21 protein-coding genes are annotated in these 25,450 nt (G+C 55.4%); 9 read left to right on the top strand and 12 right to left on the bottom strand.

Annotated features, from left to right (window positions below; translation table 11 throughout):
• Positions 1-58: 58 nt before the first annotated feature.
• The 5 genes from G9X68_RS22825 to G9X68_RS22805 all read left to right on the top strand — a co-directional run bounded on the left by G9X68_RS22825 (position 59) and on the right by G9X68_RS22805 (position 6,827).
• Entirely contained in the window at positions 59-1,483 is a 1,425-nt protein-coding gene (locus G9X68_RS22825) for an O-antigen ligase family protein (RefSeq protein ID WP_171604338.1), read from the top strand.
• A gap of 289 nt (positions 1,484-1,772) precedes the next feature.
• Positions 1,773-2,984, top strand: a complete 1,212-nt coding sequence (locus G9X68_RS22820) for a polysaccharide biosynthesis/export family protein (protein WP_171604337.1) — start codon at positions 1,773-1,775, stop codon at positions 2,982-2,984.
• 76 nt (positions 2,985-3,060) lie between these two features.
• Positions 3,061-3,774: a sugar transporter gene (locus G9X68_RS22815; RefSeq protein ID WP_171604336.1), complete on the top strand. Its 714-nt coding sequence runs from the start codon at positions 3,061-3,063 to the stop codon at positions 3,772-3,774.
• A gap of 51 nt (positions 3,775-3,825) precedes the next feature.
• Positions 3,826-6,102: a polysaccharide biosynthesis tyrosine autokinase gene (locus G9X68_RS22810; RefSeq protein WP_171604335.1), complete on the top strand. Its 2,277-nt coding sequence runs from the start codon at positions 3,826-3,828 to the stop codon at positions 6,100-6,102.
• Positions 6,102-6,827 (top strand): hypothetical protein, encoded by a 726-nt coding sequence (locus G9X68_RS22805; protein WP_171604334.1) that lies wholly within the window; start codon positions 6,102-6,104, stop codon positions 6,825-6,827. Before G9X68_RS22810 ends, G9X68_RS22805 begins: the two co-directional genes overlap by 1 nt.
• A gap of 205 nt (positions 6,828-7,032) precedes the next feature.
• On the opposite strand, the gene rapA2 is transcribed toward G9X68_RS22805, so the two are convergent.
• Positions 7,033-7,737, bottom strand: coding sequence for a calcium-binding lectin RapA2 (gene rapA2, locus G9X68_RS22800; RefSeq protein ID WP_171604333.1), 705 nt, complete (start codon positions 7,735-7,737; stop codon positions 7,033-7,035).
• Between the two features lie 688 nt (positions 7,738-8,425).
• On the opposite strand from rapA2, the gene G9X68_RS22795 reads away from it, so the two are divergent.
• The 4 genes from G9X68_RS22795 to G9X68_RS22780 all read left to right on the top strand — a co-directional run bounded on the left by G9X68_RS22795 (position 8,426) and on the right by G9X68_RS22780 (position 14,462).
• Positions 8,426-10,051 carry a right-handed parallel beta-helix repeat-containing protein gene (locus tag G9X68_RS22795; protein ID WP_171604332.1) on the top strand — a complete coding sequence of 542 codons (1,626 nt, stop codon included), beginning with the start codon at positions 8,426-8,428 and terminating at the stop codon, positions 10,049-10,051.
• Between the two features lie 478 nt (positions 10,052-10,529).
• Positions 10,530-12,296 (top strand): type I secretion system permease/ATPase, encoded by a 1,767-nt coding sequence (locus G9X68_RS22790; RefSeq protein ID WP_171604331.1) that lies wholly within the window; start codon positions 10,530-10,532, stop codon positions 12,294-12,296.
• Positions 12,297-12,311: 15 nt separating this feature from the next.
• On the top strand, positions 12,312-13,619 hold the full coding sequence (locus G9X68_RS22785) for an HlyD family type I secretion periplasmic adaptor subunit (RefSeq protein WP_171604330.1): 1,308 nt from the start codon (positions 12,312-12,314) through the stop codon (positions 13,617-13,619).
• Between the two features lie 147 nt (positions 13,620-13,766).
• On the top strand, positions 13,767-14,462 hold the full coding sequence (locus G9X68_RS22780) for an SGNH/GDSL hydrolase family protein (RefSeq protein ID WP_171604367.1): 696 nt from the start codon (positions 13,767-13,769) through the stop codon (positions 14,460-14,462).
• A gap of 43 nt (positions 14,463-14,505) precedes the next feature.
• Here the strand turns inward: G9X68_RS22780 and G9X68_RS22775 are convergent, their stop codons facing one another.
• From G9X68_RS22775 to G9X68_RS22725, 11 genes are all read right to left on the bottom strand, one after another.
• On the bottom strand, positions 14,506-14,982 hold the full coding sequence (locus G9X68_RS22775) for a glycosyltransferase (protein ID WP_168309368.1): 477 nt from the start codon (positions 14,980-14,982) through the stop codon (positions 14,506-14,508).
• A complete protein-coding gene (locus G9X68_RS22770) occupies positions 14,979-15,437 on the bottom strand; it encodes a glucuronosyltransferase (RefSeq protein WP_171604329.1) in 459 nt (152 codons plus the stop codon). The genes G9X68_RS22775 and G9X68_RS22770 overlap by 4 nt, the downstream gene beginning before the upstream one ends.
• 155 nt (positions 15,438-15,592) lie before the next feature.
• Positions 15,593-16,633, bottom strand: coding sequence for an acyltransferase family protein (locus tag G9X68_RS22765; protein WP_171604328.1), 1,041 nt, complete (start codon positions 16,631-16,633; stop codon positions 15,593-15,595).
• 3 nt (positions 16,634-16,636) lie between these two features.
• Entirely contained in the window at positions 16,637-18,034 is a 1,398-nt protein-coding gene (locus G9X68_RS22760) for an O-antigen ligase family protein (RefSeq protein WP_171604366.1), read from the bottom strand.
• A 24-nt stretch (positions 18,035-18,058) separates the two neighbouring features.
• Complete coding sequence (locus G9X68_RS22755; protein WP_171604327.1) at positions 18,059-19,039, bottom strand: glycosyltransferase family A protein; 981 nt, start codon at positions 19,037-19,039, stop codon at positions 18,059-18,061.
• Entirely contained in the window at positions 19,036-19,920 is an 885-nt protein-coding gene (locus G9X68_RS22750; protein ID WP_171604365.1) for a glycosyltransferase family 2 protein, read from the bottom strand. The genes G9X68_RS22755 and G9X68_RS22750 overlap by 4 nt, the downstream gene beginning before the upstream one ends.
• 105 nt (positions 19,921-20,025) lie before the next feature.
• Positions 20,026-20,847, bottom strand: a complete 822-nt coding sequence (locus G9X68_RS22745) for a galactosyl transferase (RefSeq protein ID WP_171604326.1) — start codon at positions 20,845-20,847, stop codon at positions 20,026-20,028.
• Positions 20,848-20,886: 39 nt separating this feature from the next.
• A complete protein-coding gene (locus G9X68_RS22740; protein ID WP_171604325.1) occupies positions 20,887-21,891 on the bottom strand; it encodes a polysaccharide pyruvyl transferase family protein in 1,005 nt (334 codons plus the stop codon).
• A gap of 27 nt (positions 21,892-21,918) precedes the next feature.
• Positions 21,919-23,421 carry a lipopolysaccharide biosynthesis protein gene (locus tag G9X68_RS22735; RefSeq protein WP_171604324.1) on the bottom strand — a complete coding sequence of 501 codons (1,503 nt, stop codon included), beginning with the start codon at positions 23,419-23,421 and terminating at the stop codon, positions 21,919-21,921.
• Between the two features lie 170 nt (positions 23,422-23,591).
• Positions 23,592-24,482, bottom strand: coding sequence for a polysaccharide pyruvyl transferase family protein (locus G9X68_RS22730; RefSeq protein ID WP_171604323.1), 891 nt, complete (start codon positions 24,480-24,482; stop codon positions 23,592-23,594).
• A gap of 6 nt (positions 24,483-24,488) precedes the next feature.
• Entirely contained in the window at positions 24,489-25,418 is a 930-nt protein-coding gene (locus tag G9X68_RS22725; protein WP_171604322.1) for a glycosyltransferase family 2 protein, read from the bottom strand.
• Between the last annotated feature and the right edge of the window lie 32 nt (positions 25,419-25,450).

Raw genomic sequence — 25,450 nt, 5'->3', positions numbered from 1 at the left:
ATAATCTCTTCGGTTGTAATTGGCTTTGGTCGCCGCCTATTCTGGTAGATGAATTCACATGTTCTCCAACCTCATCAATAGGCGGGTCTTGCGAGAGGTTTTGCTTTTCGCCTTCATCGGCCTCGTTATATTGACGCTCATACCGTTCGGGAGTGTTACACCCTTGGCTTTCGCCTTCGCGGCGATCGGAATGTTTGCTCTCGCCATTATCTCGGGATTGCTGTTCGGAGAGCCGAGACAGAGCAGATGGGTGTTCGGCATCGCCCTGTTTCTATTGATCGTTTTGACAGGATGGACGTTTATTCAGACGATCGAGCTGCCTTCGCGGTGGCTGGCAAATCCCGCTTGGGATGCCGCGCGTGACCTAGCGGGCGTCAACTACGCGGCGATCTCCGTCGAACCGGCCGACACGCTCGCATCGATCCTCTGGGTCGCCCTGCCTTTCGTCACGTTTCTGACCGGGCTCCTCTTATGCGATACCGATCAGCGCGCGCGGAAAGTGCTCACCGGGCTCGGACTTACGGCAGGCATCATCGCTGTTTTCGGCCTGCTGCAGTTTTTGCTGTCTCCCAACATCCTGATCGTCGTGGAGAAACGCGCCTACCTCGACAGCCTGACCGCGGTCTTCGTCAACCGCAATACCGCCGCGACCTTTCTTGGGCTCGGAACGCTGCTGATGCTGACCCTGGTCAGGGACATCACCCGAGCCTATTCGAACTATCCGCCCGGCGAGCCGGGCCGAAACGCGCTTCTCTTGAGATCGTGGATCTATATCCTGCTTTTATGCGCATGCTTCACCGCGCTGATGCTGAGCCGCTCGCGCGCCGGGATATTTGCGACCTTTGTTGCCGCTCTCATCTATTTTCCATGGCTTGTCATCAATTGGAACGGCTCGAGGCGTTATCTGAGACCGGCGCCAAGATGGCGTTCGATGCTGAAACTGCTCGCGGCGATTGGTTTCGTCGTACTGCTGTTGACGGTGTTTGCGGGCCAGGCGATTTTGCGCGCGCAAGAGCGGCGACTCGAGGATGATGATCGGTTCTGCATTCTGCCCGGCATATGGCGTGCTATTTCGGATCGTTGGTTGACGGGAACGGGGCTCGGAACCTTCCGGACCGTGTTTTCCGCCTACCGCGATCCGGGTTGCGGAATTTTCGGAGTCTTCGACCGCGCGCATAATTTCTATCTCGAAGGATTTCTGGGCCTCGGAATATTGTTCCCGATTGCAACGGTCCTTGCCTTCTCGGTGCTTGCCAGAGTGTTCCGGCGCGGGTTCGCTCAAAGACGGCGTCTCAGGCACTATGTTCTTCTTGGCCTGGCGGCGACCGTTTTGGTCGCCCTTCATGCGGCGGTCGATTTTTCGCTGCAGATACCGGGGTTTGCGGTGTTTTACTCCGCCTTCCTGAGTGCGGTTGTCGCGATATGCCTCGGGCGTAGCAACGGAGAGGCGGACATGGCATATGAGCGGCCGTTAACCACGTAAAGTTTAAAAGGATGGATTTTAATAAGATTTTCGGAAAAGATCGATTGTGCAGGTGCGAACGGTTGACTCTGAAACCCTAGAAATTTTATAGCGGGTCCAGCCTTCGGATTGTTGCGACGCAAGAAAAGTCGGACCGAAGTCGTTTTTCGCTTCCTAAGGGGCTCGGCGTTGCCAGCCTGCCACAGTTAGGGGAATGTTAATCGGCTTTCAGTGTTATTGATCGGGGATTGTCTTGTATTTTGTCAGGTTGCGGGGCAGTAGCTTCAGGGGCGTAAACGCAGGGTATTCTATGGGTTGTTCTCGTATCGGTAGTACACGCGTCGCCATTGTTGTAGCGCTAACGACTATATTGGCAAGCTGCACGTCGTTGCCAAGATCTGGTCCCGATCACAAAGACGTTGATCGAGATGCGGCGGTGAAAGTGACAACGAAGGAGCGTCGCGTCGGTATCGACTACGCCCTGGTTGATCTCAGCAAGAACGTCCTGTCGTATTTTACCGCTCCCCAGCCGACCTCCTTCAAAGGGTTTGGTGGTGGTCGAGGCGGGGCGCCTGAAATTCCGCTCGGTTACGGCGACGTCGTCCAGGTCGCGATCTTCGAAGCTCAGTCGGGCGGCCTCTTCATTCCGTCCGATGCAGGTAGCCGACCCGGCAATTACATCTCGCTGCCAGAGCAGACCATCGATAGAAACGGGACGATCACAATTCCCTATGCAGGCCGGGTTCCGGCTGCCGGTCGCCTGAAGGAGACCGTGGAGCAGGACGTGGAGGATCGCCTGGCGAGCCGCGCGATCGAACCGCAGGTTGTTATTACGACAACGACAAGCCGCTCCAGTCAGGTCGCCGTGCTCGGCGATGTCAACAATCCTCAGCGCGTCCAGATCAGCCCGGCCGGTGAGCGTGTTCTCGATGTGATTTCCGCCGCGGGCGGTTTGACCACCAACAATATCGAAACGAATGTGACAATGCAGCGCCGTGGCAAGACGGCAACCGTTGCCTACACTACGCTGTTGAAGAACCCGGCCGAAAATATCTATGTTGCGCCGGACGATACGATCTCGATCGATCATGAGCGTCGCACATATCTTGCGCTCGGCGCCGCAGGCGTCAGCGGTCGCTTCGATTTCGAAGAGTCTGATCTGACCCTTGGAGAGGCAATCGCCAAGGCGGGCGGACTGCGCGACGACCGCGCCGATCCGGCTCAGGTCCTGCTCTATCGTCTTGTCCCGAAGAAAACGGTTCAAGCGATGCACGTGGATACGACGAGATTTGCGGGTGAAATGGTTCCGGTGATCATTCGTGCGAATATGCGCGACCCGGCAACCCTGTTTGCTGTTCAGCAATTCAAGATGGAAGACAAGGATATTATCTATATTTCCAATTCGGACTCTGTTGAACTAGTCAAGTTCCTTGACATCGTGAACTCGGTATCATCCACTGTTTCCGGAGTGGCCGACGATGCGAATGATACCCGTAACGCGGTACAGGATCTTGGAAATTGATTGCAATAAGGCGGGCCGGCATCGATCGCGGATGATCAATGCCGGCGGGCCTATATAGCGGATTTGATGAAGGACTATGGTTATGGCAAGGTCGGGTGTTTATCGTAAGCTTGCGTATAGCGGAATTGTCATCGCGATGTTTGCCGGCGTGAATTCAAGCGCTTTTGCGGCAGCTTGCTTGGGTCCTGCAAATCTGACTCCAGTCGATGTCGGCGGATTTACGGCTAGCCCCGCCGTTCTGCTCGACATGTCCGATCCGTTGGTTTTGTCATCGCGCGTTCGCGCGCTGGTTGGAAGCAGCAATGATGCGCTGTCGCCAGTGATCGAGCAGGCCAGGAAGGCCAGTGCCGTACAGATGGCGGCTATCGGCTCCGGTCTGGCGCGGGCGGCAAACAGTTGTCAGGTATCGGATCCGCAATTCAAGCTGGCGATCGAAAAAGCCGTTGCCGATGCGGCGAGTGCCGATCCGAATCTTGCGCCGCTGCTAGCAGCCTTTGCAAAAGTCCTTGCCGAAGGCGGGACCGCGGCTCTCGGTCCGGGTGCAAGCGCTGCCGCCGCCGCATCCGGCATCGGCAATGACGGGCAAGTTGGACAAACCGGGCCTGGAGCGGACGACGGTACGCCGTTCGACGGCGCTGCGACAACTGCGGGTACGCTGACGGTTTCGAATGCCGGCTCAGATGATTCATCGTCGACTTCAACGACGACGATCCTCAGCACCGGAGCGGGAGGGCAGTCGTCTACCGACACGGCGGAGTCGACGAGTCAGAGTGTCCCGGTCATACAATAGCTGGAATTGCCCGTAGATCTTAGCGGTTGACGCCTTTGTTGGAGATCGAAATTGCTATCGCCAGATAAACTTACGCCACGTATCGACCCTTCCCGCGATACCGGAAACGAAGCTGACTTCATCGATTTCGACAAGCTCATCGCGATTGCCCGCCGACAGTGGCGGATCGTTGCGGCGTGCGCTTTCGCCTTCGCCATTCTCGGCGTCGTCTATGTTCTGACATCTGTGCCGGTCTATACCGCTGACACGAGCGTGCTGATCGATCGCAGCGACAATCAGGTGATCAACCAGCTGGCGGCTTTCGGCCAGCTGGACGATGATGAAGGTACGGTCCTCAGCCAGGTCGAGCTCTTGAAGTCCGACACGATCGCCTACGCTGTCGTCGACAAACTGAAACTCGTTGACGATCCGGTATTCACGGCACCGAAGAGCTCGCTTTTTTCCGTCGCGACGCTGAAATCTTTCGTGAATTTCAGATCCTGGTTTGCTGATGATGCAGCCGTCGCACCGGATCCGGAAATGAAGCGGCGAAACGCTGCCGAGACCGTCGCAGGCAACATTGATGTCGAACGGGTTGGTAAATCCTACGTTCTCGATGTTAGTTATACCTCGCAGTCGCCGGATCTGGCCCGTGAAATCGCGGCCGCTATCGCCGACGTTTATCTGGTCGATAAGCTCAATTCGAAATATGAGGCCACACGCCGGGCCGGTGTGTGGCTGCAGGAGCGTATCGAAGAACTCCGGCAGCAGGCGTTGGATACCGACCTTGCGGTGCAGAAATTCCGCAGCGAGCACGGACTTGTCGAGTCGGGTTCGGGTACGCTACTCAGCGAGCAGCAGCTTTCCGAGTTGAATAGCCAGTTGATCAATGCCCAGGCTGCGACGGCGCAGTCCGAGGCAAAATATGCCCGCATCAAGTCGATCATCGAGGCCAAGCAGACCGATGCGATCGTCACCGATGTGCTCGACAGCTCCATTTCGAACGACCTTCGCAAGAAATATCTAGAAGCTTCGAAGCTCGAAGCCGAGATTGAGGCGCGGCTTGGTCCGGACCATGTGCAGGCAGTCCGGCTTCGAGCGGAAATGGCGGAATATGAACGGCTCATGTTCGATGAGTTGAACCGTATTTCGGAGAGCTATCAAAGCGAGCTGCAGGTTGCCCAATCGCGCGAGAAATCCCTGCGTGACAGTGTTGCGCAAGCAACAGGAGTGGCCGCAACGGCCGGCGAGACACAGGTGCAGCTTCGCGAGCTTGAGCGGACGCGCGATACGTATAAGAATCTCTATCAGAGCTTTTTGACACGCTACCAGGAAGCAATTCAACAGCAGAGCTTTCCGATTACCGCGGCGCGTATCATCACGACCGCGGAGACCCCGAAGAAGCCGAGCGCTCCGAAGAGAAGCCTCGTCATTGCTTTTGCGATGTTCCTAGGATGTGCATTCGGAAGCGGCATTGCGGCTTTCCGCGAATTTCGGGATCGGTTCTTCCGCACCGGTGACGATGTCAGGGACATGCTGGATGTCGAATCTCTCGGTGTCATGCCGCTGATTGAAAATAACGTCGACGATCCGACGCTCGTTGATCCCGGCAATCCGCGAAGCATCGCCAGAGGCGGGAAGACCACGACCTATGTCGAGGAGCATCCGCTATCGGCATTTGCCGAGACGCTTCGAAGCGCTAAGATTGCCATCGACCTCAGTGCGGCCGATCAGCGCTGCAAGGTCATCGGCGTCGTGTCGAGCTTGCCCGGCGAGGGGAAGTCGACGACGTCCATCAATTTTGCCAAGCTTCTCGCAATGCAGGGTGCGCGTTGCCTGCTTATCGACGGCGACATGCGAAATCCCGGTTCAACCCGGGCGATCGGCCGCCATGCCGAGGCCGGCTTGCTCGAGGCGATTGTCGATGGCCGTCCGCTCAAGGATCTGATCCTACTCGATCCAAAAACAAAGCTCGCATTTTTGCCGACGGTGGCACGGTATCGTGTCCCGCATTCGTCGGAGCTGCTTGCGTCACGCGGCATGGATCAGCTTCTCGAAACGGCGCGTCAAAGCTTCGATTATATTATCGTTGACCTGCCACCCTTGGCGCCGGTTGTCGATGCGCGTGCTATCAATTCGAAGCTCGATGCGGTGGTTTTCGTTATCGAGTGGGGAAAGACTTCGCGCAAAGTCGTGCAGTCGACCCTGCTGTCCGAGCCGGAGCTCTATGCGAAATGCGTTGGCGCTATATTGACCAAGGTCGATCCGTCGCAGATGAAACTTTACCGGACATTCGGGTCGAGCGAGTATTATTATAAGCGTTATTCACGTTACTATACCGAAAGCTGATGCGCCGCAGTCAGCTCGTTTCGGTCGCCAGGATCGTTTTCGTTGTTGTCACCGTGGTCTTTGCCGTGCTGGCCGGTCGAGAGCTCTACGCTTCGATAAAAACGGCTAGTATCTCAATCGTCGCCGAAAGGATCGAGCGTGGCGATACCGTCGCGGACGAGGTCGCGACCAAATATGCGTCTCGTACTGTCGACGTGATTGGTGGACACTACTGCCGATCCGACATTGTGGCTGCGGGGGTAACCCTCGTTCTGGCGCAGCTTGATCGGCAGAACGCCAATGTCAACTATGACGCCTGGGCCGTTGCGGCGTCGAGTGCGCGCCAATATCTGCAATATGCGCTTTCGTGCATGCCGACAAACAGCAATTTTTGGCTTCGTCTCGCGGCCGTTCAGTCGACGATTGCCGAAGAACCGCTCTCCATAGCGCGAATGATGACTCGTTCGGTCGCTCTCGCGCCCTACGACGAGTCGATGATTCTGACCCGGTTTTATTTCTGGAACGATTTCACCGATGCAACGCTTTTGGCAGCAAGCAGGGCACTCGACAGCGATTTGACGACAATGCTGAAACAGGGCGACCGTTGCAGGGTCAATGCCACGATAAGAGAGATTGGCCCACAACTTCGCCCAATCTTTGATCGAACCTGGACGAGCGTCGGAGATGCAGCTACGGCGCGGTTCCGACAGCGTTGCAGCAAGTCATCATTACCTGCGCGTTCTTAAGACGGCTCGAAAGGTCAACGAGGCTGAAACCAACGCTAGGTGTAGACATTCTTCGTGACGTTCCGAGAGCGATCCGCAGCTAGGACGGGAAGAGCTCCAAGCCGTCGTCAGTGCCAGGAGCCGGAATCGAGGCTTACCCTTATATACAGCAACGCCCGCCAGCTTTCGCGGCGGGCGCTGCTTGTTGGGATTGGGCAATTGACGGTCAGACGCTGGCGCCGGAGATAAAATCCGTGCCCGTGATATTGAGCGTCAGCACGCCGGCGTCGGTGTGACCTTCGCCATCGGAGATCTTGTAGTACTGAATGGTTTCGGTGACCTGCTCGCCCGGAGCCAGATCTGCTGTCAGCTCATAGGTGAATTCGCCATTCGCCTTGACATGGAACGTACCGTACGTGCCGGCGACGTCGGTCGTTGCGCTCGGACTGCCGTTTACGTTTGTGGCGTCGAACTGGCGCAGGAAGAGCTTGCCATTGTCGCCGGGAATGTCGTTGTCCAGTAGGTTGCCGCCAATGGCGCTGCCTTCGTCGAAGCTGTAATTGTCGTCGACCGCGGTCGGCTTTACCTGAGTTACGCCCTGAATGTTCAGAGTGAACAGGCCGACGTCGGTGTGACCGGCACCATCGGAGATCTTGTAAGAGACCTTCTCCTGAAGCAGTTCACCATTGGTGAAGCCGATCTTGGCGGCATCGCTCAGAACATAGGTGTAGCTGCCATCCGGCTTGACGAAGAAGGTGCCGTAGTCGCCCTGGATCTCGGTAACCTGGCCGGCTTGCTTGGCGCCAACGGTCTGCTGGTCGAACGCACGCAGGAACAGGTTGCCGTCGGACGTATCGTTGGTCAGCAGGTTTCCTGAGATAGCGTCGCTTTCCAGGAATGTTGCAGTATCATCGGTTGCATGAATAGCCATTACTGTCTCTCCTTGAATTGTTCTTCGCCAGTCAGTTCTGACCGGTAGCGAGCGGCCCGATTAAGGATATCTTAATACACAGAGTCAAGCGCATAATTAACAGGATATGAACATTTTTGGGAGTGTCGTGCAATAATGACACATGTTCAGTGTGCATAAGGCGGTGAAACACTTGGAGATTATTATGTTAATGATAAGTGAAAATGATAAAACTTTGATACAGGCCTGATTTTCTTCAGGAGATAAGAATTTTTATTCAGGAGAAGTTTATAAGAATACCAAGCGGATTGTATCGGTTGGTGAAATTTTGATATAATCAGTTTTAGCTATCGGAGCGTCATTGCGGTTTTGACCCGTTACTCCACTCCTGTATCTGCTCTTTGTCGAGGTAACTTTTGTGACGTTGGTGTCAGATAAGTTTACCAAGTAATGTTTCCAGCTGAACTCAGCTCATCTCAATCGATTGCATGCTCTGGAAGATAATCTGGGTATCGGGCGCAAACGCTAGGTAAAAATGCCGCGATTGTGCAGTGCAATTTTGCTGCGATGCAAAAATACCCGAGACTTCAAAATATTCATGTTCGAGATGTAAGAATATCGTGAGATAGTACGCATTTTAGTGTTTCATTTTAGCAGGCAGAGAGAGGTCCGCGGTTAAAGATTTTCCAACATCTGGGGAGATCACCGCATGACCGTCTACTATGTGAATTCGACGACAGGATCCGACCGCAACAGCGGAACCAGCGAGAGTTCGGCTTTTGCGACGTTGTCTGCCGTGGAATCCTTGAGACTAAATCCCGGCGACAGCGTGCTGCTTGCTGCCGGAAGCGTGTTCAACGAACAGTTCGACCTGAAATATTCAGGCAGCATTAGCGCTCCGATCACGATCGGCAGCTATGGCGTCGGTGACGTGCCGGTTATTCACAGCAGCAATGACGGCATCCACGGTTCGAAGGCTTCGAATATCGTCATAGAGAACATAAAGATCGCCGATACCGGCGCCAACGCGATATATGCAGGCAACGTGTCTAACTGGCTTGTGCGTAATGTCGAGGTGACAAATACAGGGCTCTCTGGGAGGCCCGGTTCGGTCAGCTTCCAAAGCAGCCAGAACATTACGATCGAGAACAGTACGCTGACCGGTGTGCGCGCCGATGGCATTTGGATGGACAGGGTGAACGGCGTTACCCTCATCAACAATACCGTCACCAACAGCCAAGGTGGCGCGGCAGACGCCATCCAGCTCAATGACAGCAGCAATATTCTGGTCAAGGGCAACCATCTGGAACAGACGGAGACGAATAGCGCCAAGGGTGTCCTGGTGCTGATCCGGGCCGAAAATGCCGTGGTCGAGGGCAACACACTGGTTGGCGGCGGTTTTGGGCTGAGTGCCCAGGCGGGCAAGAATATCGCCGTCCATGACAATGACATCTCGGGATACGGCGGCTACAGCTGGTCCTACGGTATCGGGCTTGGCGACCAAGGCGATGCAAAGAACTACGACATCAGCGGAAATTATGTGCATGGCGGCGTATACGGCGTTCTGGTGAGCGCCATCGGTAATCCCAATTACATTCGCGAGAATATTAATATCCATGATAATGTCTTTGACGACCTATCTTCGTCGGCGCTGAAGGTCGATAGGCCAGCATCAGGCTCTTTCCATGACAATATCATAGACAGTCTGGTGTCGACGCTGACCATGCCGGCCGCAATTGCCGCCCAAAACACGTTCTCCATCGGCGAGAATAAGACACTCGAACAAGCGCAGGCCGAGCTCGAGAGTGCTTCTGGTGGCACGAACGGCCATACGTCATCGAGCGATGAGCAGGCGCCTGCCACACCGGTCGCGGAGCCGCCTGTCGAACCGTCAACACCGCCGCAGACAAGCACTCCGGCACCCGCGGCCGAAGCGCAGGTTCCGACCGCACCCACCGTCGCCGTTCCCAGGATTGTCGCAGCCCATGACAGCCTGAAAATCTCCAAGGATACGGGCAGCGCCTATCATGGCAACCTCCTCGAAAACGATAGCGCAATCAATGGAACCGTGCTGCTTCGTCGCTTCGGTGACAGTGCAGTGGATAAGCATGGCCTGACGCTGACCGGGAAATACGGCGTCATCCACGTGGAGAGCGATGGTGATTACATCTATACGGTCGATGCGGTGAAAATCGCCGGTCTCAGCGGAAAGGTCAGTGAATCCTTCCAATATAAGATTTCTGATGGCGCTTCTCACATCGATACCGACTCGCTCGGCGTGTATATCAATGTGGACGCGTTCCATAGCAGCCAAGCGTCGCACCTGCTGGTTTGAAATCACGCCAAATTTAGAGAGCGCCGGCCCCGCTGTTCAACACTTGAAAGCTTGATGATGAAGGGGTGTCGGCGGTCGAAGGCCGGGGAGATGCGGATAAAAAGATATTTCCGCCGTTCATAGGAAAAATGAACTATAGATTGAATTTATAGTTAACGCCCCAGTAAACGTCGCGCATATGCGCGCGATACGTTCATCCATCTGCGCCGTTGTTGGGCAAATTGCGATTTTCACTTGCTTAGGTTGGTATATTTAGCGTAGCGTCAAGTCAGAATCCCAGAAACCGATCGTTATAAATTGGAATTTTTGGTCACTTTTTGGTTGGATTCATGTAATAGGTCGTGGGCTTGCAAGCGGGTCCGGCGCCGGTGTCGGGGTCCAAGGCAGTCATGTCATTGATCGGGCGTGATGGACCCGGAGCTGGAGTGCGCGGCGGCATATTTGCTTTCGTGCGATACGGTAAGAGAGGGATTACTTCGTGTTTCAGAGTTCAGCAGCTGATGTCAGCGAGCCGTCCAAAGCATTGAGGAAATGCAAGGGGGGGCTTGTTTTCATTGGAATAGCAAGCGCGCTTATCAATATCCTGTACCTTACAAGTTCATTTTTTATGCTTGAGGTGTATGACCGGGTCATCCCCAGCAAAAGCATACCGTCGCTGGCCGTGCTGGCAATACTTGCGTTAATGCTTTACACCTTTCAAGGAGCGTTCGAGGTTCTGCGAAGCAGGATGCTCGTGCGTGTTGCCGGCGCGCTTGACGAGATGGTGAACGGACGGGTGTTCCGGGCGCTGATCAAGGCTCCGTTGAAGGTCAAAATCGGCGGCGACGGGCTTCAGCCGTTGCGCGACTTCGACCAGATCAGAACCTTCCTGTCCGGCATGGGCCCGACAGCGATGTTCGATCTGCCCTGGTTGCCGTTCTATATCGTGATCTGCTTCCTCTTTCATCCGGCGATCGGATATATCGCGATCGGTGGATCGCTGGTTCTCGCCATCCTGACGTTCATGACCAATCAGGGAACGCGTACGCTCTCAAAAAAGCAGTCTGACTCCGCCAATATGCGAAATGCCTTCGCGCAGACCTCGATCCGTAACTCCGAGGTTATTCACGCCATGGGCATGGCGGGCACGATGGCCGAAATCTGGGACCGCAAGAACAGTGAATACCGGACGATCACCCGGCAGGCATCGGATGTCGGCAATGGATATGCGACCTTGTCGAAGATTTTCCGTATTGCTTTGCAATCGGGCACGCTCGCAACCGGTGCAATCCTAGTCATTCAAGGGCAGGCCTCTTCGGGAATTATCATCGCCGGCTCGATATTGACCTCGCGCGCCCTGGCGCCTGTCGAAGCGGCGATCGGAAATTGGCGTGGTTTCGTTTCTGCTCAGCAGAGTTGGGCGCGGCTTTCGAGCCTGCTGAAAACCATTCCTGAGATTCCAGCCCCCCTTGCGCTCGCGGCTCCTACCAAGCAAGTCACCGTCGAAGGACTGGCGAGCGGGCCGCCGGCGGGTCAGCGCCTGGTCATTTCCGATGTCAGCTTCGGCTTACGGGCGGGGAGCGCGCTTGGGGTCATTGGTTACAGTGCCTCGGGTAAATCGTCCTTGGCACGGGCGATGATGGGCATCTGGCCGACCGTCAGAGGATCCATTCGCCTCGATGGCGCAGCACTCGACCAGTGGGACGGCGACGCACTTGGCCGGCATATTGGTTATCTCCCGCAGGATGTGGAGCTTTTCTCGGGAACTGTTGCGCAGAATATCTGCCGTTTCGCGAAAGAGATGTCGCCTGAGGCGGTGGTTGCCGCGGCGAGGGCGGCGCGTGTTCACGATCTCATTCTTCGTCTGCCGAACGGTTACGAAACCGAAATCGGCGAAGGCGGTGCTGCGCTTTCGGCTGGCCAGAGACAGCGTATCGCGCTTGCACGATCGCTTTACGGCGAACCATTCCTCGTCGTGCTCGACGAACCAAACTCCAATCTCGATGAAGAAGGCGAGCGGGCGCTGAGTGCCGCGATCATGAGCGTGCGGGCGCGCGGCGGCATTGTCGTTGTCATCGCGCATCGATCCGGCGTTCTGGCGGTCTGCGACTTCGTGCTGATGATGCAGGACGGCCGCATGATCGCGTTCGGTCCCAAAGAGGAAGTTCTAGCGAGAGTCAGCCGGCCGGAAGCGGCGCGCACGCCGATCGCCGAGCGCGTGGCTCAGCTTAAAGTCGTGGTCGACGGCATGAATGCGGCCGAATAGGTCAGAGGGAAGATTGTGAGCAAGGTTATCAGTGAATCGAAACGCTCCCTCAATCGGCATGTTGCCGTTGTCGGTGTGCTGTCGATAGCCCTCGTTTGCGGCATTGGCGGTTGGGCGGCGACGACAGAGCTTTCGAGCGCCGTCATCGGCGAGGGCGTGATCGTCGTCGACGGCGATGTCAAGAAGGTCCAGCACCTGACAGGTGGTATCGTGTCGGAATTGCTGGTTTCCGAAAACGACCATGTCACGGCAGGGCAGGTACTGATACGGCTCGATGGGACGACGACGAGAGCGAATCTCTCGATTGTGGAAAGCACGCTCGCTCAGCTTTATGCGCGCCGCGCCCGTCTGAAGGCGGAACGAATCGGGGCCGATTCGTTCGAGGTCGAGGAAAACATCAGGGATCTGACATCCAGCACCTCCGCAGAGAAGCTTCTCGATGGCGAGCAGAAGTTGTTCGACAGTCGCAGGACGGCGCTTATCGGAATGAAGAGCCAGTTGGCATCGCGCAAGGACCAACTGGGCGAGCAGGTAAAGGGGTTGGTCGTTCAGATCAATGCCACCAACGATGCCTTGGGCTTGATCGAACAGGAGCTTGAGGGCATTGATACGCTCTACAAGAAGGGCCTCGTCACGCTTCAGCGTTTGAATACGCTCAAGCGCGCCCGCGCCGATCTCCAGGGCAACAGCGGCCAGGAAATCGCAGCAAAGGCGGAGGCCGAGGGTAAGGCAATCGAGATCGATCGCCAGTCAATCCAGCTGGATGAGGATCGTCGTTCGGAGATCGCAAAGGACCTGACCGACGTCGAGGCGCAGATCGCCGAATATGAAGAGCGGCGCGGAACCGCAGTCGATCAGCTGCACCGTCTCGACATTACCGCGCCGTTGACCGGGCGAGTTCACGAACTTTCGGTTCACACCGTCAATGGTGTCATCGATCCCGGTCAGACGTTGATGCTCGTCGTTCCCGAAAATAACGAACTGACGGTCGAGGCGAAAGTCGCCACCCGCGATATCGACCAGGTTCACGTCGGCCAGTCCGTCGATGTGCGTTTCAGCGCTTTCGATCAACGCACGACGCCTGATGTGAGCGGTGAGATTACCTCGATCGCGCCCGATATCGTCAAGGATGAGCGCACGGGCATCAGCTATTATCCCCTGCGCGTCAAGCCGAAAGCCGAAAGCATTGCCAAATTGAAGACGATAAAGCTCTATCCCGGCATGCCGGCGGAGGTCTTCATCAAGATCGGCGATCGGACCGTGATATCCTATCTGACGAAGCCGCTGACCGATCAGATGCAGCACGTATTTCGCCAGGAGTGATTGGCGGCTGTTTCACGTCGTTAAGAGCCCCGACGTTTCAAAGCAGCGGTTGTCATCCGCCAGGATGGGGTGGAAGGTTTCGCATTCTCGAACAGCCATGCGCGGCCATTTCACGAAATTGTCTCAAGCCCGCTGCAAGGTCTCCTCATGATATGTTTGCAGTTTTGGCGAGCGGTGCCGACTGAGAGGCGACCGGCCTATGGACTGGTTCTGTTTCTGGCGTGTCTGGTGATGCATCCGGCAGTCAGGAACAGCTATGCCGATAGTCTTCCGCCGCTGAAAATAGTGGCCTTTGGAACATCCTTGACGGCGCGCGGAGGATGGCAGCCCGCTCTCGAGACAGAGCTTGCAGCCTGCCTGCAGAAGCCGGTGAAGGTCGAGAGCGTGGCAAAAAGCGGCGAAACGTCACTATGGGCTCTGACCCAGATTGATCGCGTCATTGCCGAGCAGCCGGATATCATCCTGATTGAGCTCTACGCCAATGATGCGACATTGCATCGGTTCGTGTCGCTTGCGCAAAGCCGAAAGAATATTGGCGAGATCCTCGACCAGCTCCGGCAGCGCCTGCCGCAAGGGCGGATCATTGTCATGGCCATGAATCCGTTTTCAGGATTGCGCGGGCTGATCCGCCCCTTTGTCGACAGCTATATCTCTGCACATCAGGCGGAGGCACAAAAACGTGGTCTGGAGTTTGTCGACCACCGGCTTAATTGGGAGCGTCTGACGCCGGATGATCTGGCCACGGCAATTCCTGATGGCGCGCATCCTCTTCCCGACATAGCCTCCAAAATCATCGCGCCTGAGCTCGTCAAACGTATCGCCGGCAACAATTGCGGAGAATAAAAATTCGCTCGTACGCGTGACAGTCTATGATGGCGCTCAGAGCTCAGACTGTCGCAATGTAGTTTTTCAGGTAGGTGACCAGTGAGGCTCGACCGGCCTCCGACGAATCTTCGTGAGATGGGCTATCCAGCTCTTCGAGCAGATAGTTCCTGAGATCGTCATCGGTGTGTGCGACATAGATGCCCGGCCGGCCCACGAGTTGGCTCACCGTGGCGAGCTGATGATCGTTTCGGTGCTCGCCCAGAGCCGCCTGCCGGGGAACGAGAATGATCGGCTTCCCAAAACGCTTGGCCGTAAGCACAGTGCCAATTCCCGCATGAGAGACGATGACACTTGCATCGCGAAAGACGTTATCAAAGTCTTTGGGCTCGATATTCTTGATCCATTTCATATTCTGTGGCGTGTAGGTGCCCTTGCCGATCTGCGCCAGAACCGGTTTCGACAGTTCGTTTGCGAAGGTGTCGACAGCCTTGACGAGGCGATCAAACGGCAGCTGCGTTCCGACGGTGACAAGGATCAAAGGACAGCTCCTGCGTAATGGGGGCCATCCGGCCTCGACAGATGTTGCCATTGCGTGAGCCAGAGCGTCGCAATATGGCCGGCCAGTTTACCCGATAGAGACAGCTTCTCGACATTGGCGACGCTATCGATCCAGATCGTCCGCTTGCCCGTCAATTTGCCGGCCAGCAGGCAAAAAAGCCCGGGTGCGGCACCGGTCGAGATGATGACGTCGGGCCTGTGCTTGATGACGATGGAGAAGGCGGTGAAAAAGCACCGGATCGACATGGTGATCGAGTCGCGGCTGCAATCGGGAAGGACTAGTCCGCCCCGAATGTCGTATTTTGCAAGCAGTCCCGGGATGGTCGTTGCAAAGACGATATCGCAGCCCTCAAATGCGCCGCGCATGGCCATCATCTGTTCCCAGTGGCCGCCTCCCGACGAGGCAGCGAGAACCTTCAATTTTTTCTCAGTCACAGACAGGCATCTCCTATGTTTGACCGATGATAAGAGGGCAGAACCGTTCTACCGAAACCGTGGCTGTATCGCGGCAGTTCAACGGAATTCTACCACTGATAACTGTCGCGTCGAAGCTCGCGGGTCGTGCAAATTCTCAATTCGGGACAAAATTTTCATCTGACATACTTATAAATCGGTCCGGCCATAGGAATTGCTCGGAGCACCGTTTTGGCAAAAATCGGCAATAACGTTCCCGCCGCCATCAATATAACGATCATCAATGCAAACCATGGCCCGTGATATGGCAATATCTTCACATAAATACCCTTGGCTATTCCGATGAAGATCGTATTGAACAGGTAGATGACCATCGAGTTCTCCCCAAACCAAAGAAGAAGCTTGTCGTTCTCGAAAATCGGCAATCTGACAAATGCGTGGAATAATGGAATCGACGCAATCCCGCATAGGAGAAGCCAGTAGGGAAAACTCCTGCCAATATAAATCGTCGCTGCAAAAACGATGAGCCAAACGACAATATATTTCGAGAATATATCAAGAACGTATCCGGAGTATTTGCAGCTTACCATTCCGATAACAAAAAATACAAAATAACTCAGGATGCGAGCAACGTAAAATTTCTCCGACGCGGGAATAAAGAAAATCGCCAGAGATAAAAGGAAGAGGATGCCGATCTGACGGCCGCTCAGTCGCCATAGGATAGGTGTCAGCACCGAATAGACGAAGAGGACCAGAAGATACCAGATCGAGATGGACGGGTTGTTCGGGCTGTTTGAAATGACCGCCCAAGGTCCCTGCCAAAAGCCGCTGACACCGTCATCGACGTGGATGAACATTTCCGCAATTTGCTTGCCAAAGACGTTGACCAGACACATCACGGCAAAGGGGATCAGCAACCGGTCGAATCTCTTGGCAAAGAATTGGCCGAAGTTTCGATCAAGAGCGGTATGCGCCCCTGTGAAAAAGAAGACGAAGCCGCTGAGATACATAAAAAACGGCATATGGAACATGTAGATCGCGGACTTCGTAGCCTGATACCATGCCTGCTCGCCAAGCGTGCCCTGCATGACAAGGTGCCCGTAGACGACCAGCAGGATGCCTAGACCTTTGCCGCGTTCAATATCCAGCAATTTTTCGCGTTCAACGCTGACCGCGGCTCTTTTCGATTCCGGCACGGCCATTGGGGCGCTGGTCATTGCCTACTCTCCTAAAACGGGGTGTTGATAACGAAGGCTGCGCCGCCCGGCCGGTCCCTTTGAAAGAGACCGCCGCCGACGTGGCCGGGGGGCAACAGGTTCCGTTCTCATCGGTAAGACAGAGACGAGGACCGGCCATAGACCAACCGGCGCGAGCATCATTCCCGCTTCGGTCATCGCACCGATCATGACGAGAAGGATCAGTGCAACCTCTTTGGCTTGGACAGTCTGAAGCTGATTGCTTCTGTAGACTGCGGCCATCTTCTTGAAAATTCGCGTCAACAGAAAGGCGATCCAGCAAAGAAAGCCCGGAATACCGATGTTGAGACAAATTTCGAGGTAGGTGTTGTGCAGGGAGCGGACGGTGTGGCCGAGACGGACATATGCCTCGACGATGTCTGCCTGCCGGAATGTGGCGAAGCCATAGCCGAAGATTGGCCGATCATAAATCAGTGGGATTACCTGTTCCCAGATATCGGACCGGCCCGATAGCGTCAGGTCCTTTCCGAAAGCTTCGGCGACGGCCTGTGCGACGCCGAGATAGGCGATCGAGCCGGCAACGCCGATGAGGAGGCAGAGGAACAAGACGATGAAAGCACGGGCCAGGCTGTGCCTGATGTTCTCCATCATCTTCAGGCCGACGATCGTGGCAAGACCGATCGCCACCATCACGACCGCCGTCGACGACAAGGAGACCACGATAAGGAGCAGGGTCAGGATGATTGCGATGGTTTTCAGCAAGCCGCTATAGCGGAGCCGAGGGGAGGGCAGCCGGTGAGAAATGAGCACGATAAAGCAGATCGCGCTGAACTGCCCCATAGTATTTTTGTGATAAAACAGTCCCTTCACCGCCCCCGCCAGCGAACCGCCCATGATCCCGAAACGCGGGAAAGCAGCCGTGTAAAGGATGTTTGCGAAGGCGGAGAAAATGGCAAAGTTGGCCAGGAGACGTAAGGTTTCCTCGTTGCCGTAGCGTAGTCGAAAGAGCAGTGGGGCAAGGGCCAGCAGGCCGACGGCCGCGGCACCCCGAACAGAAGCGCCGAAATCGAGCGAGCCGACGAATGACACTACGATCGAAAAGATGACGATACCGACGAGGGGCGAAATGCTGCGGAAAAAGGCGAGGAAGCGGTTTGGCTCAAGGACGCCATAGAAGCCGATCAGCGGGATCAACGAATAAAGCATCAGCTTCTGCGGCAGCGGATCAACGGATGCCCCGTCGTCGAAGTTCGAGGGATAACCATACCACATGCCGGTTGCCCGCAGCAGGGCGAGGTAGAAAATGCCCGTCAGGAGCAGGCGGACGAGCGTTTCTTTTTTGATGCCATGACGTGGCCGCGCACGGACGCCCGGCCGCGGGCCGATATCTCCGTCTCGAACATAGTTAGGGCTATAACTCATCCGAAGGCGCTCCTGCAAACGGTATCAGAGGGCGGCATTGGGCTTGTATTCCTGGTATGCGTGTCCGAGAATCCCGTTGACCATGCCTGCGCCACGCAGAACATGCGTGAGTGCCCGCATGCCCCAATAGGGTGAAATCAGGATCGCCGGCAGCATGGCCAGCCCAAGCATCACTCTCGTGGCACCATAGGCCGCGCGATAGAGCCGGCGCTTGAGGTTACCGTGCAGGACCTCGCTGACGGCGAAAGTGTTGCCGAGCCGGTATTGCCGCTGCAACACCCACTTCCATGTCATACGGCTGGCGGGAACGATATCATGGACAAGCGCCTTGTCAGCCCAGAAAACCTGCATGCCGAGACGGATGGCCTGATTGAAGAAAAGGTAATCCGTGCCCCCGGTGAAGCGCATCTTCTCTTCAAAACGCAGATTCCATGAGCGGATCAGGGGATAGTCGAACATGACGTTGTTCGAGGCAGCATAAGAAATGCGTTGACCGTCCTTGTTCTTCTTGCGCTCGAACACCCTTGCCTTGATGAAATATTCCGGCGGGTTGTCGGGATAGACCGGTTGGACGGGGCCGTAGACGCAATCGGCGCGGTTTTTCTCCCGTGTCTCCAGCATTGCATCCAGCCAGCCGTCGACCGGCCATTCGTCATCGTCGAGAAAGCAGAAGAGGTCAGTGCCTGGAGGGGCCGAATCCAGTGCGCAATTGCGTGCAAAGGGTATGCCCTGGTTTTGTTCGATGACGTAGATCAGGTCGTAGGCACCTGTCTGGCCAAAGCTCTCTACCGTAGCCCTTGCGCTGCCGGCCGCATCATTATCCACGATCACCATGGTGAGGTGATAGGGGCGAGTGGGATGCCTGACCTGGCGCGTCATGACGTCAAGCAGCTTGGCGATCCCGTCGAGGCGCCGATAGGTCAGCACACCGACGGCGATCTTCAGCGGTGCGGCGCCTGCTTCTGTGCCGACGGATGAATGCGGAAAAGTCTCTTGCTGATTCATGACTGTCCTCTCCGCAGCATATTTCCCAAACGCTTGCGCGCCGCCATCAAGGCCACTTCGGTCGCGGCAGCAGCGCCGAACGGACCGCCGGCCACCGTGTTGCGAGCTTCGCTCGGGAGCTTCAGAAGCGATGTCGTTTCGGCAATCCCGCCGGCCACCAGGCTCTTGCCGAGTGCCTGCAGGCCGTCATAGCGGCGTGCCAGTTCCAGCCCAGTCGCGATCATGATCCGCGGGCGCAACGTCTTTGCCCTGCTTGTGCCCGTGTACCGGTTCGACTCATGAATGCGCTGAAAAGTCAGCGGTGTTTCGACTATGGCGCCGCGGCCGAGAAAGGCAGCAGCAAACTTGATATAATTGTCGCTGAGGACGACGTCTGTCGCGACGGACATCGGCAGTATCTGGGACAGCAGATTGCGGCGGAAGCTCAAGCCCGATGTTGGAACCGGAAGCGAGGGAAAGCCGCCCCTGCGAAGCGTGTCCCGCTTGTCGAACAGTGTCACTTGCAGCTCTGCAGGAGGCTGGTCGCTTTCCTCAGTCGTCACCCGGTCGAAGCACCAGTCGATCTCGTTGCGATCGTAAATCTCGGCGATCCGCGCGAGTTTGCCGGGCAGAAATGTGTCATCTGCATCGAGGAGAAAGAGGATATCGCCGCTTGCGGCCGCAAAACCCGCATTGAAGCTCGATGCCTGACCACCGTTTTCCTTCAATACAGTGAGGATTTGTTCCCCATAGGAGGCAAGGATCTGCCTAGAATCGTCCGTCGAGCCATCGTCGACCACGATCACCTCAAAGTCAGGATAGGCCTGCGACAGAACGCTGTCGATGCATGGGCGCAAAAAGCGACCATAGTTGAAATTGTTGATCAGCACTGAGAGTTTCAATGCGCAACCTCCTGCGTCAATTGCGCTTTCACTTTGCTCATTTAATCCTCCGACCACTTTATGTCCGATCAGCATTCCTTGCGCTTTTCGGGGCGGATCAGTTCCTTAAACGGGATTCGACCGTGTTTTACCAAAAAACTCATGTCTATGACCCTTACCGAGTACTCTCAGCTTGATCAAATTGCTCAACCACCGTCGCGGTTTGGAGAGTGCTTTGCGATTGAGAAAATATTGTCGCAAAAGGCTTGGTGCTCGACTATGCGATCCACCATGGGCAACCCGGTATACTGCTCCACGAAATGGGAGCTTTGCAAGCGGCGCCCCGCGTTGGGCGAGAATGTTCGCTATGCGGATATGGCTACCGAGCATCGACTTGATCCATTCGAGCGAGGCGTCCTCAAACTGCTTCGGTAGTTCATAGAGATCGGAACGAATAATGAGCGAGGTGCCGCAAAGATGGCTGAAATCGTCATAGCCAAAGAGGAGCCTGCCGCCATCGTCCCAGATATAACCATGATCGACGGTCCATCCATTCGCGTCCCGATTTTCGGATGCGTATTGAACGATTCGGGCGCTGACGAAATCGTCGTCATCGACAATCATGAAGAAACGACTATCCCTGGCGGTCAACATGCCGCTTAAAACGCGGCGACCTTTGTCTGCCCGGAAGGCATCAAGGAAATCCTCCTTGCTACCTTTTCCGAGCTCGTGCAGATTGTTTGGCGGAAAGGTGACACGCACGGCGGAGAATTTCTCCGGCAGGTCCGGCAGATCGGCACCTTCGTTTGCTACGATGATGCCACGCCAGTCCCCATTGGTCTGGTTGGAAATGGAGGCCACGGTCTGGGTCAGATTTGCCTTCAGCCTGTTCCAATCGCGGGCGTTGTCCTGGTGTCGAACCGGGATAATGAAGGTGACGAGTGTCATCGAATTATCTCCTGATCCTGCAAGCGCGCAGCGTCTCTGTCATCCGCGAGCTCCTTGTCCGGCCTGGTGACGCGCCCACTCGATTCCATCTTCGAGCGACGTTGCTTTGTATGAAAGGTCGGTCCCGCCGGAGAAGGCATTCATGAAGCGGCGAATCTTTCCGTAGCTGTTATCCAATACGGCATGCGGCCGGCCAAGCAGCAGCGAGCAGATATGGACGTGCAGACGGTCGGTGACGATGGCGCGGGCGCGCGAAATCTGGCTGATGCCGCGCTCGAAACGGTTATGCGCTGCGGCGTCCAACTTGCGCAACGCGACTTCGCTTGGCTTCAGTGCGAGATAAGCCGAAGCCGCACCCAACTTTTTGGCGATATCAACCTTGCGTTTCGACTCGGTGATCCAGTCTTCCACGGGAATGTCGGAAGGGATCTTGCGATCGGTGCCGCCAACCCGTTCTGCATCTTCTCGCAACATGGCGAGAACAGCGAATTGCGTTGCCCGGTCGGGAAGGGGGCCAATGGCGAAGGCCATATCGGGGCACAGCCGAACGGTGCAGTCGAAGTGTTTTTCGGAAAATTCCTTTGATTCTTCATCGCGCACAAGCAGAACGAAATTCTTGTGACGCCCGATTGCGCGTGCCGATTGCTCGATGCGCGCAGGTGAACTGTAGTGGATCGATTGCGGGAACTGGATGATCTGACGATCCGGGAAACGCTCCATGATAGCTTCACGGAAATCCTGATGCGCAACCCAAATGTCGCCGAAATTGCCGCCGCCGTGAACGAAGATGGGGCCTGTCGGCACACGCCTTTTCAGTTCATCGGCAGAGAAGTCCCGGATCCTCGAGACGTAGTCCGGGCGTTTGCCGAAACGGGCTTTCAGATACGCCATTTCGCCTAGCCAAATTGCGGAGTCGCCACAATTGCGGATGTCAGGAAAGTCGAGGATGGCAAGTGGTTCATCGCGTGAGACATAGTCTTTCAGGCAATCATGAATCATACCATTAAGTTTTGCGATCAGCTCCGATCTGGATTGGCTGGTCATTCTGCCTCTCTTGTTATGTTGGTTAGCTTAGGCCGACTTGGTTACGGCGATACGTTTGGCTTTTGACAGTGTCTTGGCAACAATACGCTGAACTTCGGTTTCAGGGCCATTTGGCTTTTTCATCGAGACCCAAAGGGCGAAACTGGATCCGATATAAATAATAGCGCCTGTGACGACCAGTATGGCCAGATGAAGGGCCAGCGCCAGCTTGCCGGTGGGGGTATCCAGGACATGCGACATTCCCCAAACGCCGGCTGCCATTAATGCGACGCTTGCAAGCGCGCGGAAGTTGGCCGCGAGTTGTTGGAAGAAAGGCAGGCCAATCAAACGCTTTACCAGAAGCATATTCACCACCGTCGAAATCAAACCCGTCAACACTCGCGCGTAGACAACGCCCGGCAGTCCCGCAAGCAAGAGACCAACAATAATGATGGGTACGCGCGTTACCAGCATCTGGGAGTCGCGGATGAACAGTAACTTGGTTTTGCCCTTTGCCATCCCCAATGCCTGGACAAGCGAACCAAGAGTCTGCAAAGCAAAGACCGAGGCGAGTGACTGGACAATAAAGATGGCGGGAAGCCATTTCTCTCCCAAGGCAAGCCTCATGAGCGGATCAGCGACGACTGCCATGCCGATACCTGCCGGAAGCGCGACTGCAGCCAAAAGAGCCTGCGCACGTTGGTATGCGGCGACAAGTCGGACGGGATCGTTGCGCACGCTGGAGAAGCCGGGATAAATCGTCTGGTTCAACGGCGCCGTTGCCTCACGCGTCGGCATCGTCGAAAGGGTGTTGCCGACTGTATAATGGCCAAGCTCCGTGGCACCCAACATCTTGCCGATCAACAGATATTCGATTCGCCAGTTCAGCGTGTTGACGATCTGTCCTGCCGTCAGCCAAAGTGAAAACGAAAACAATTCTCGCGCATGCTGGAACGTAATGCGCGGCCGAAAAGGCAGGACGGTATAAGAAACGATGATATTGGTAACCTGATAGGCGAGTGTACCAAGAACGAGAGCCCAGTAACTCTGGTAGAATGCGGCGATTGCCACAGTCACCACGAAGCCGACCAGCTTCTGCGATACGTTGAGAACAAACTCCTGCCAGAAGATCAGATCGCGCTGAAGCATGACACGACGCGGATTGGCCAGGCCGCTCATGAACAGGCTGAAGCTCAAAGCAAACATAACGCCCGTCAGGCGGGGTTCGTCATAAAATTCGGCGATCGGATAAGCGCCTGCGGCAAACACCAGACCCAGTATGGCGCTTCGCGTCACACCCAACGTCCACACCGCGCTAAAATGAACCTCGCTGGGAGCTTGGTGTCGAATGAGCGCTTGGCCGAGAGAAAGGTCGGTAACAGAACTCAGGATCACTTGGATCGTCGTCGCGATAGCAACAAGGCCAAAGTCTGACGGCGCGAGATACCATGCCAGGACAAAGGTGCTTAGCGCCGAAAGTCCGTTCACGATGGCGCGCGAAAAGCTCAGCCATATGCTGCCTTTGATAAGCCTATCAGTGACGCTCTTCATGACCAGACAGCTCCGTATGTCGAGGAGCGCGGCCATCCAACTGGGCAGCATACCCAGCCAAGGTGCCGGTCCTTGTTGCTGGAAGAGAAGGTGTTAAGGGTGATGGAAATTATCATGCCTCGCCTCGTTTCGAACCCAGCTTGTGCATCACAGGACGCTTGTTTCAGATGTCAAAGTTTGCCCATCCCATAATTATTGCGAAAGAGTTCCAGCTTCTCGAAGGCCTGCTCCGCCCTCTCTACGCATATCGCCTCGCCGCTCAAAGTCGGTCTCAGCTTTGCCACTCTCTTCAGTTGTTTGATGGCACTTGCCCTTATAAAAGGATCGATGGTCCAGCCCACGCGACGCGTCACGCGGCGTGCAAGATGATTCGGCGATATTTTGGTTAGCTTTACCCACTCCATCGCAGTGGAGGCGCCGATCTTGTCTGGCTCGTACGCGACGTTCATGGAGCGGCACCAGTCCATCCATTTGAAACGGTGCGCCGGGCCAGTTGGAAGAACCGGTATCCATGGAACGCGCAATGTATCCGCCACAATCGCACCGTGCATTGCTTCGGTGATCAAAACCTCGGTTGCTCGCAGCTCGTCAAGTATATGATCGACATCAGCAGTCGGATCGATAAGGTTGATGCCCGCTCCATCCGCGACTTCTTTCCAAGATCCATAAAGCGCCGACTCCCAATGAGGCATGAAAGACACAGCGTGTTTTTTCGGGCGAGGATCCAAGAGGTCCGCTTTTGCTCGCAGCAATATTGCGGCGTCGGTTATTGCGAGTTTCGGATCGATACCGAGCACCTCGGCCGTCTGCGGTCCGCGCACGAAATAGAAGCTCCAAGCCTTGTCGACTACTGGTTTGCGAGCATAACCGCCGTAGCCCGAACCCAGTACAATCTTGCGCGAGGCAGCAGGAAATGTATCCTGGATAATCGAGCCAATAGGCAGAACAATCGTGGACTGATCCTCGTCAAATTTTACTTCAGGCATGATTTGCGGCCAAAGCCACGCGTTGAGTTCGTCGCCGAAATTTGAGACTGAACCTTTGAAATAATACAGAAACATCTAGGCCTATCCTCTTTTCATTCGCCACGCGACGCTCATTTTCATCATGTAAAATAAAGAGGATGGGCGTTTAATTACATATGATATGAATCCAAGCTTATCTCCTCGTCTTCTTAGTGCTCGAAGCTGCCTCCAGTGGAAATACTCGAGCAATCCTTGACCTCTCTTTGTAAGATGTTCTCTGTCTTCAGTTGTTAATCTTTTGTCATTTGATAAAATCTCCTCGCACATCGAGGCAAGTGTCGTGAAAACATGGTCTCCGACATTGCTGATGGAGTCTGCTCTTTTTCTGTAGATGTAAAAGCAGTCGCCAAGTATGTAATATTTTGCATTACTTAGAATGCTATTCATATAGAACAGCATATCCTCGCCTATGCGATAGCGTTCGTCATAAGCGATGGAATTTTCTCTAACGAACTTAGCGCGAAACATCGGCTTCAGAATACCCATCCCGTATTTCTGCGGCCCGTTCCAAAGATTCTTGAAGAAGAATGCCCGATCAACGCGTATGATCTCGCCGTTTGCAACGTGAGGAAATGCCGCGGCGAGATGCGTGTCGTCACCGAAATGCCGAATGCTTAGGTTGTCGGCAACGACATCCGCGTTTTGAGCTTCCGCAAAGGAGACTAGACGCTCAAGCCTGTCCGGAAGATACAGATCGTCGGCATCGAGCAAAGTGACCCATGTACCCGTCAATTTTGTCCAGGCAATATTTCGTGCCGCAGCGGGGCCGACATTCCTCTCCAGAAACACGGGAACTACACGGCTGTCTTGGGCGGCTTTTGCCGAAATGATTGCGCGCGAGCCATCCGTGGAAGCGTCATCGACGACGATCACCTCCACATCGGCAATGGTTTGCCCCAAGGCGGAGTCGATTGCCTCCGCCACGAAATCCTCTGCGTTGAAGCAAGGGATGATCACCGACACTTTGGTCATTCTTAGCCTCGTCAAGTTCCATCGCCGTCGTG

The organism is Rhizobium changzhiense, from assembly GCF_013087625.1.
Lineage (GTDB): Bacteria > Pseudomonadota > Alphaproteobacteria > Rhizobiales > Rhizobiaceae > Rhizobium > Rhizobium sophorae.
The sequence above is the reverse complement of the archived record's forward strand: the minus strand, read 5'-3'. Positions and strand labels throughout refer to the sequence as shown.

What these genes read in the sequence shown, in the direction of transcription:
- G9X68_RS22760 (WP_171604366.1), bottom strand. Translation starts at nt 18,034, where the DNA reads ATGAGTTATAGCCCTAACTATGTTCGAGACGGAGATATCGGCCCGCGG.
- G9X68_RS22815 (WP_171604336.1), top strand. Translation starts at nt 3,061, where the DNA reads ATGGTTATGGCAAGGTCGGGTGTTTATCGTAAGCTTGCGTATAGCGGA.
- G9X68_RS22820 (WP_171604337.1), top strand. Translation starts at nt 1,773, where the DNA reads ATGGGTTGTTCTCGTATCGGTAGTACACGCGTCGCCATTGTTGTAGCG.
- G9X68_RS22805 (WP_171604334.1), top strand. Translation starts at nt 6,102, where the DNA reads ATGCGCCGCAGTCAGCTCGTTTCGGTCGCCAGGATCGTTTTCGTTGTT.
- G9X68_RS22745 (WP_171604326.1), bottom strand. Translation starts at nt 20,847, where the DNA reads ATGACACTCGTCACCTTCATTATCCCGGTTCGACACCAGGACAACGCC.
- G9X68_RS22825 (WP_171604338.1), top strand. Translation starts at nt 59, where the DNA reads ATGTTCTCCAACCTCATCAATAGGCGGGTCTTGCGAGAGGTTTTGCTT.
- G9X68_RS22755 (WP_171604327.1), bottom strand. Translation starts at nt 19,039, where the DNA reads ATGAATCAGCAAGAGACTTTTCCGCATTCATCCGTCGGCACAGAAGCA.
- G9X68_RS22765 (WP_171604328.1), bottom strand. Translation starts at nt 16,633, where the DNA reads ATGACCAGCGCCCCAATGGCCGTGCCGGAATCGAAAAGAGCCGCGGTC.
- G9X68_RS22730 (WP_171604323.1), bottom strand. Translation starts at nt 24,482, where the DNA reads ATGTTTCTGTATTATTTCAAAGGTTCAGTCTCAAATTTCGGCGACGAA.
- G9X68_RS22795 (WP_171604332.1), top strand. Translation starts at nt 8,426, where the DNA reads ATGACCGTCTACTATGTGAATTCGACGACAGGATCCGACCGCAACAGC.
- G9X68_RS22780 (WP_171604367.1), top strand. Translation starts at nt 13,767, where the DNA reads ATGATATGTTTGCAGTTTTGGCGAGCGGTGCCGACTGAGAGGCGACCG.
- G9X68_RS22740 (WP_171604325.1), bottom strand. Translation starts at nt 21,891, where the DNA reads ATGACCAGCCAATCCAGATCGGAGCTGATCGCAAAACTTAATGGTATG.
- G9X68_RS22735 (WP_171604324.1), bottom strand. Translation starts at nt 23,421, where the DNA reads ATGAAGAGCGTCACTGATAGGCTTATCAAAGGCAGCATATGGCTGAGC.
- rapA2 (WP_171604333.1), bottom strand. Translation starts at nt 7,737, where the DNA reads ATGGCTATTCATGCAACCGATGATACTGCAACATTCCTGGAAAGCGAC.
- G9X68_RS22725 (WP_171604322.1), bottom strand. Translation starts at nt 25,418, where the DNA reads ATGACCAAAGTGTCGGTGATCATCCCTTGCTTCAACGCAGAGGATTTC.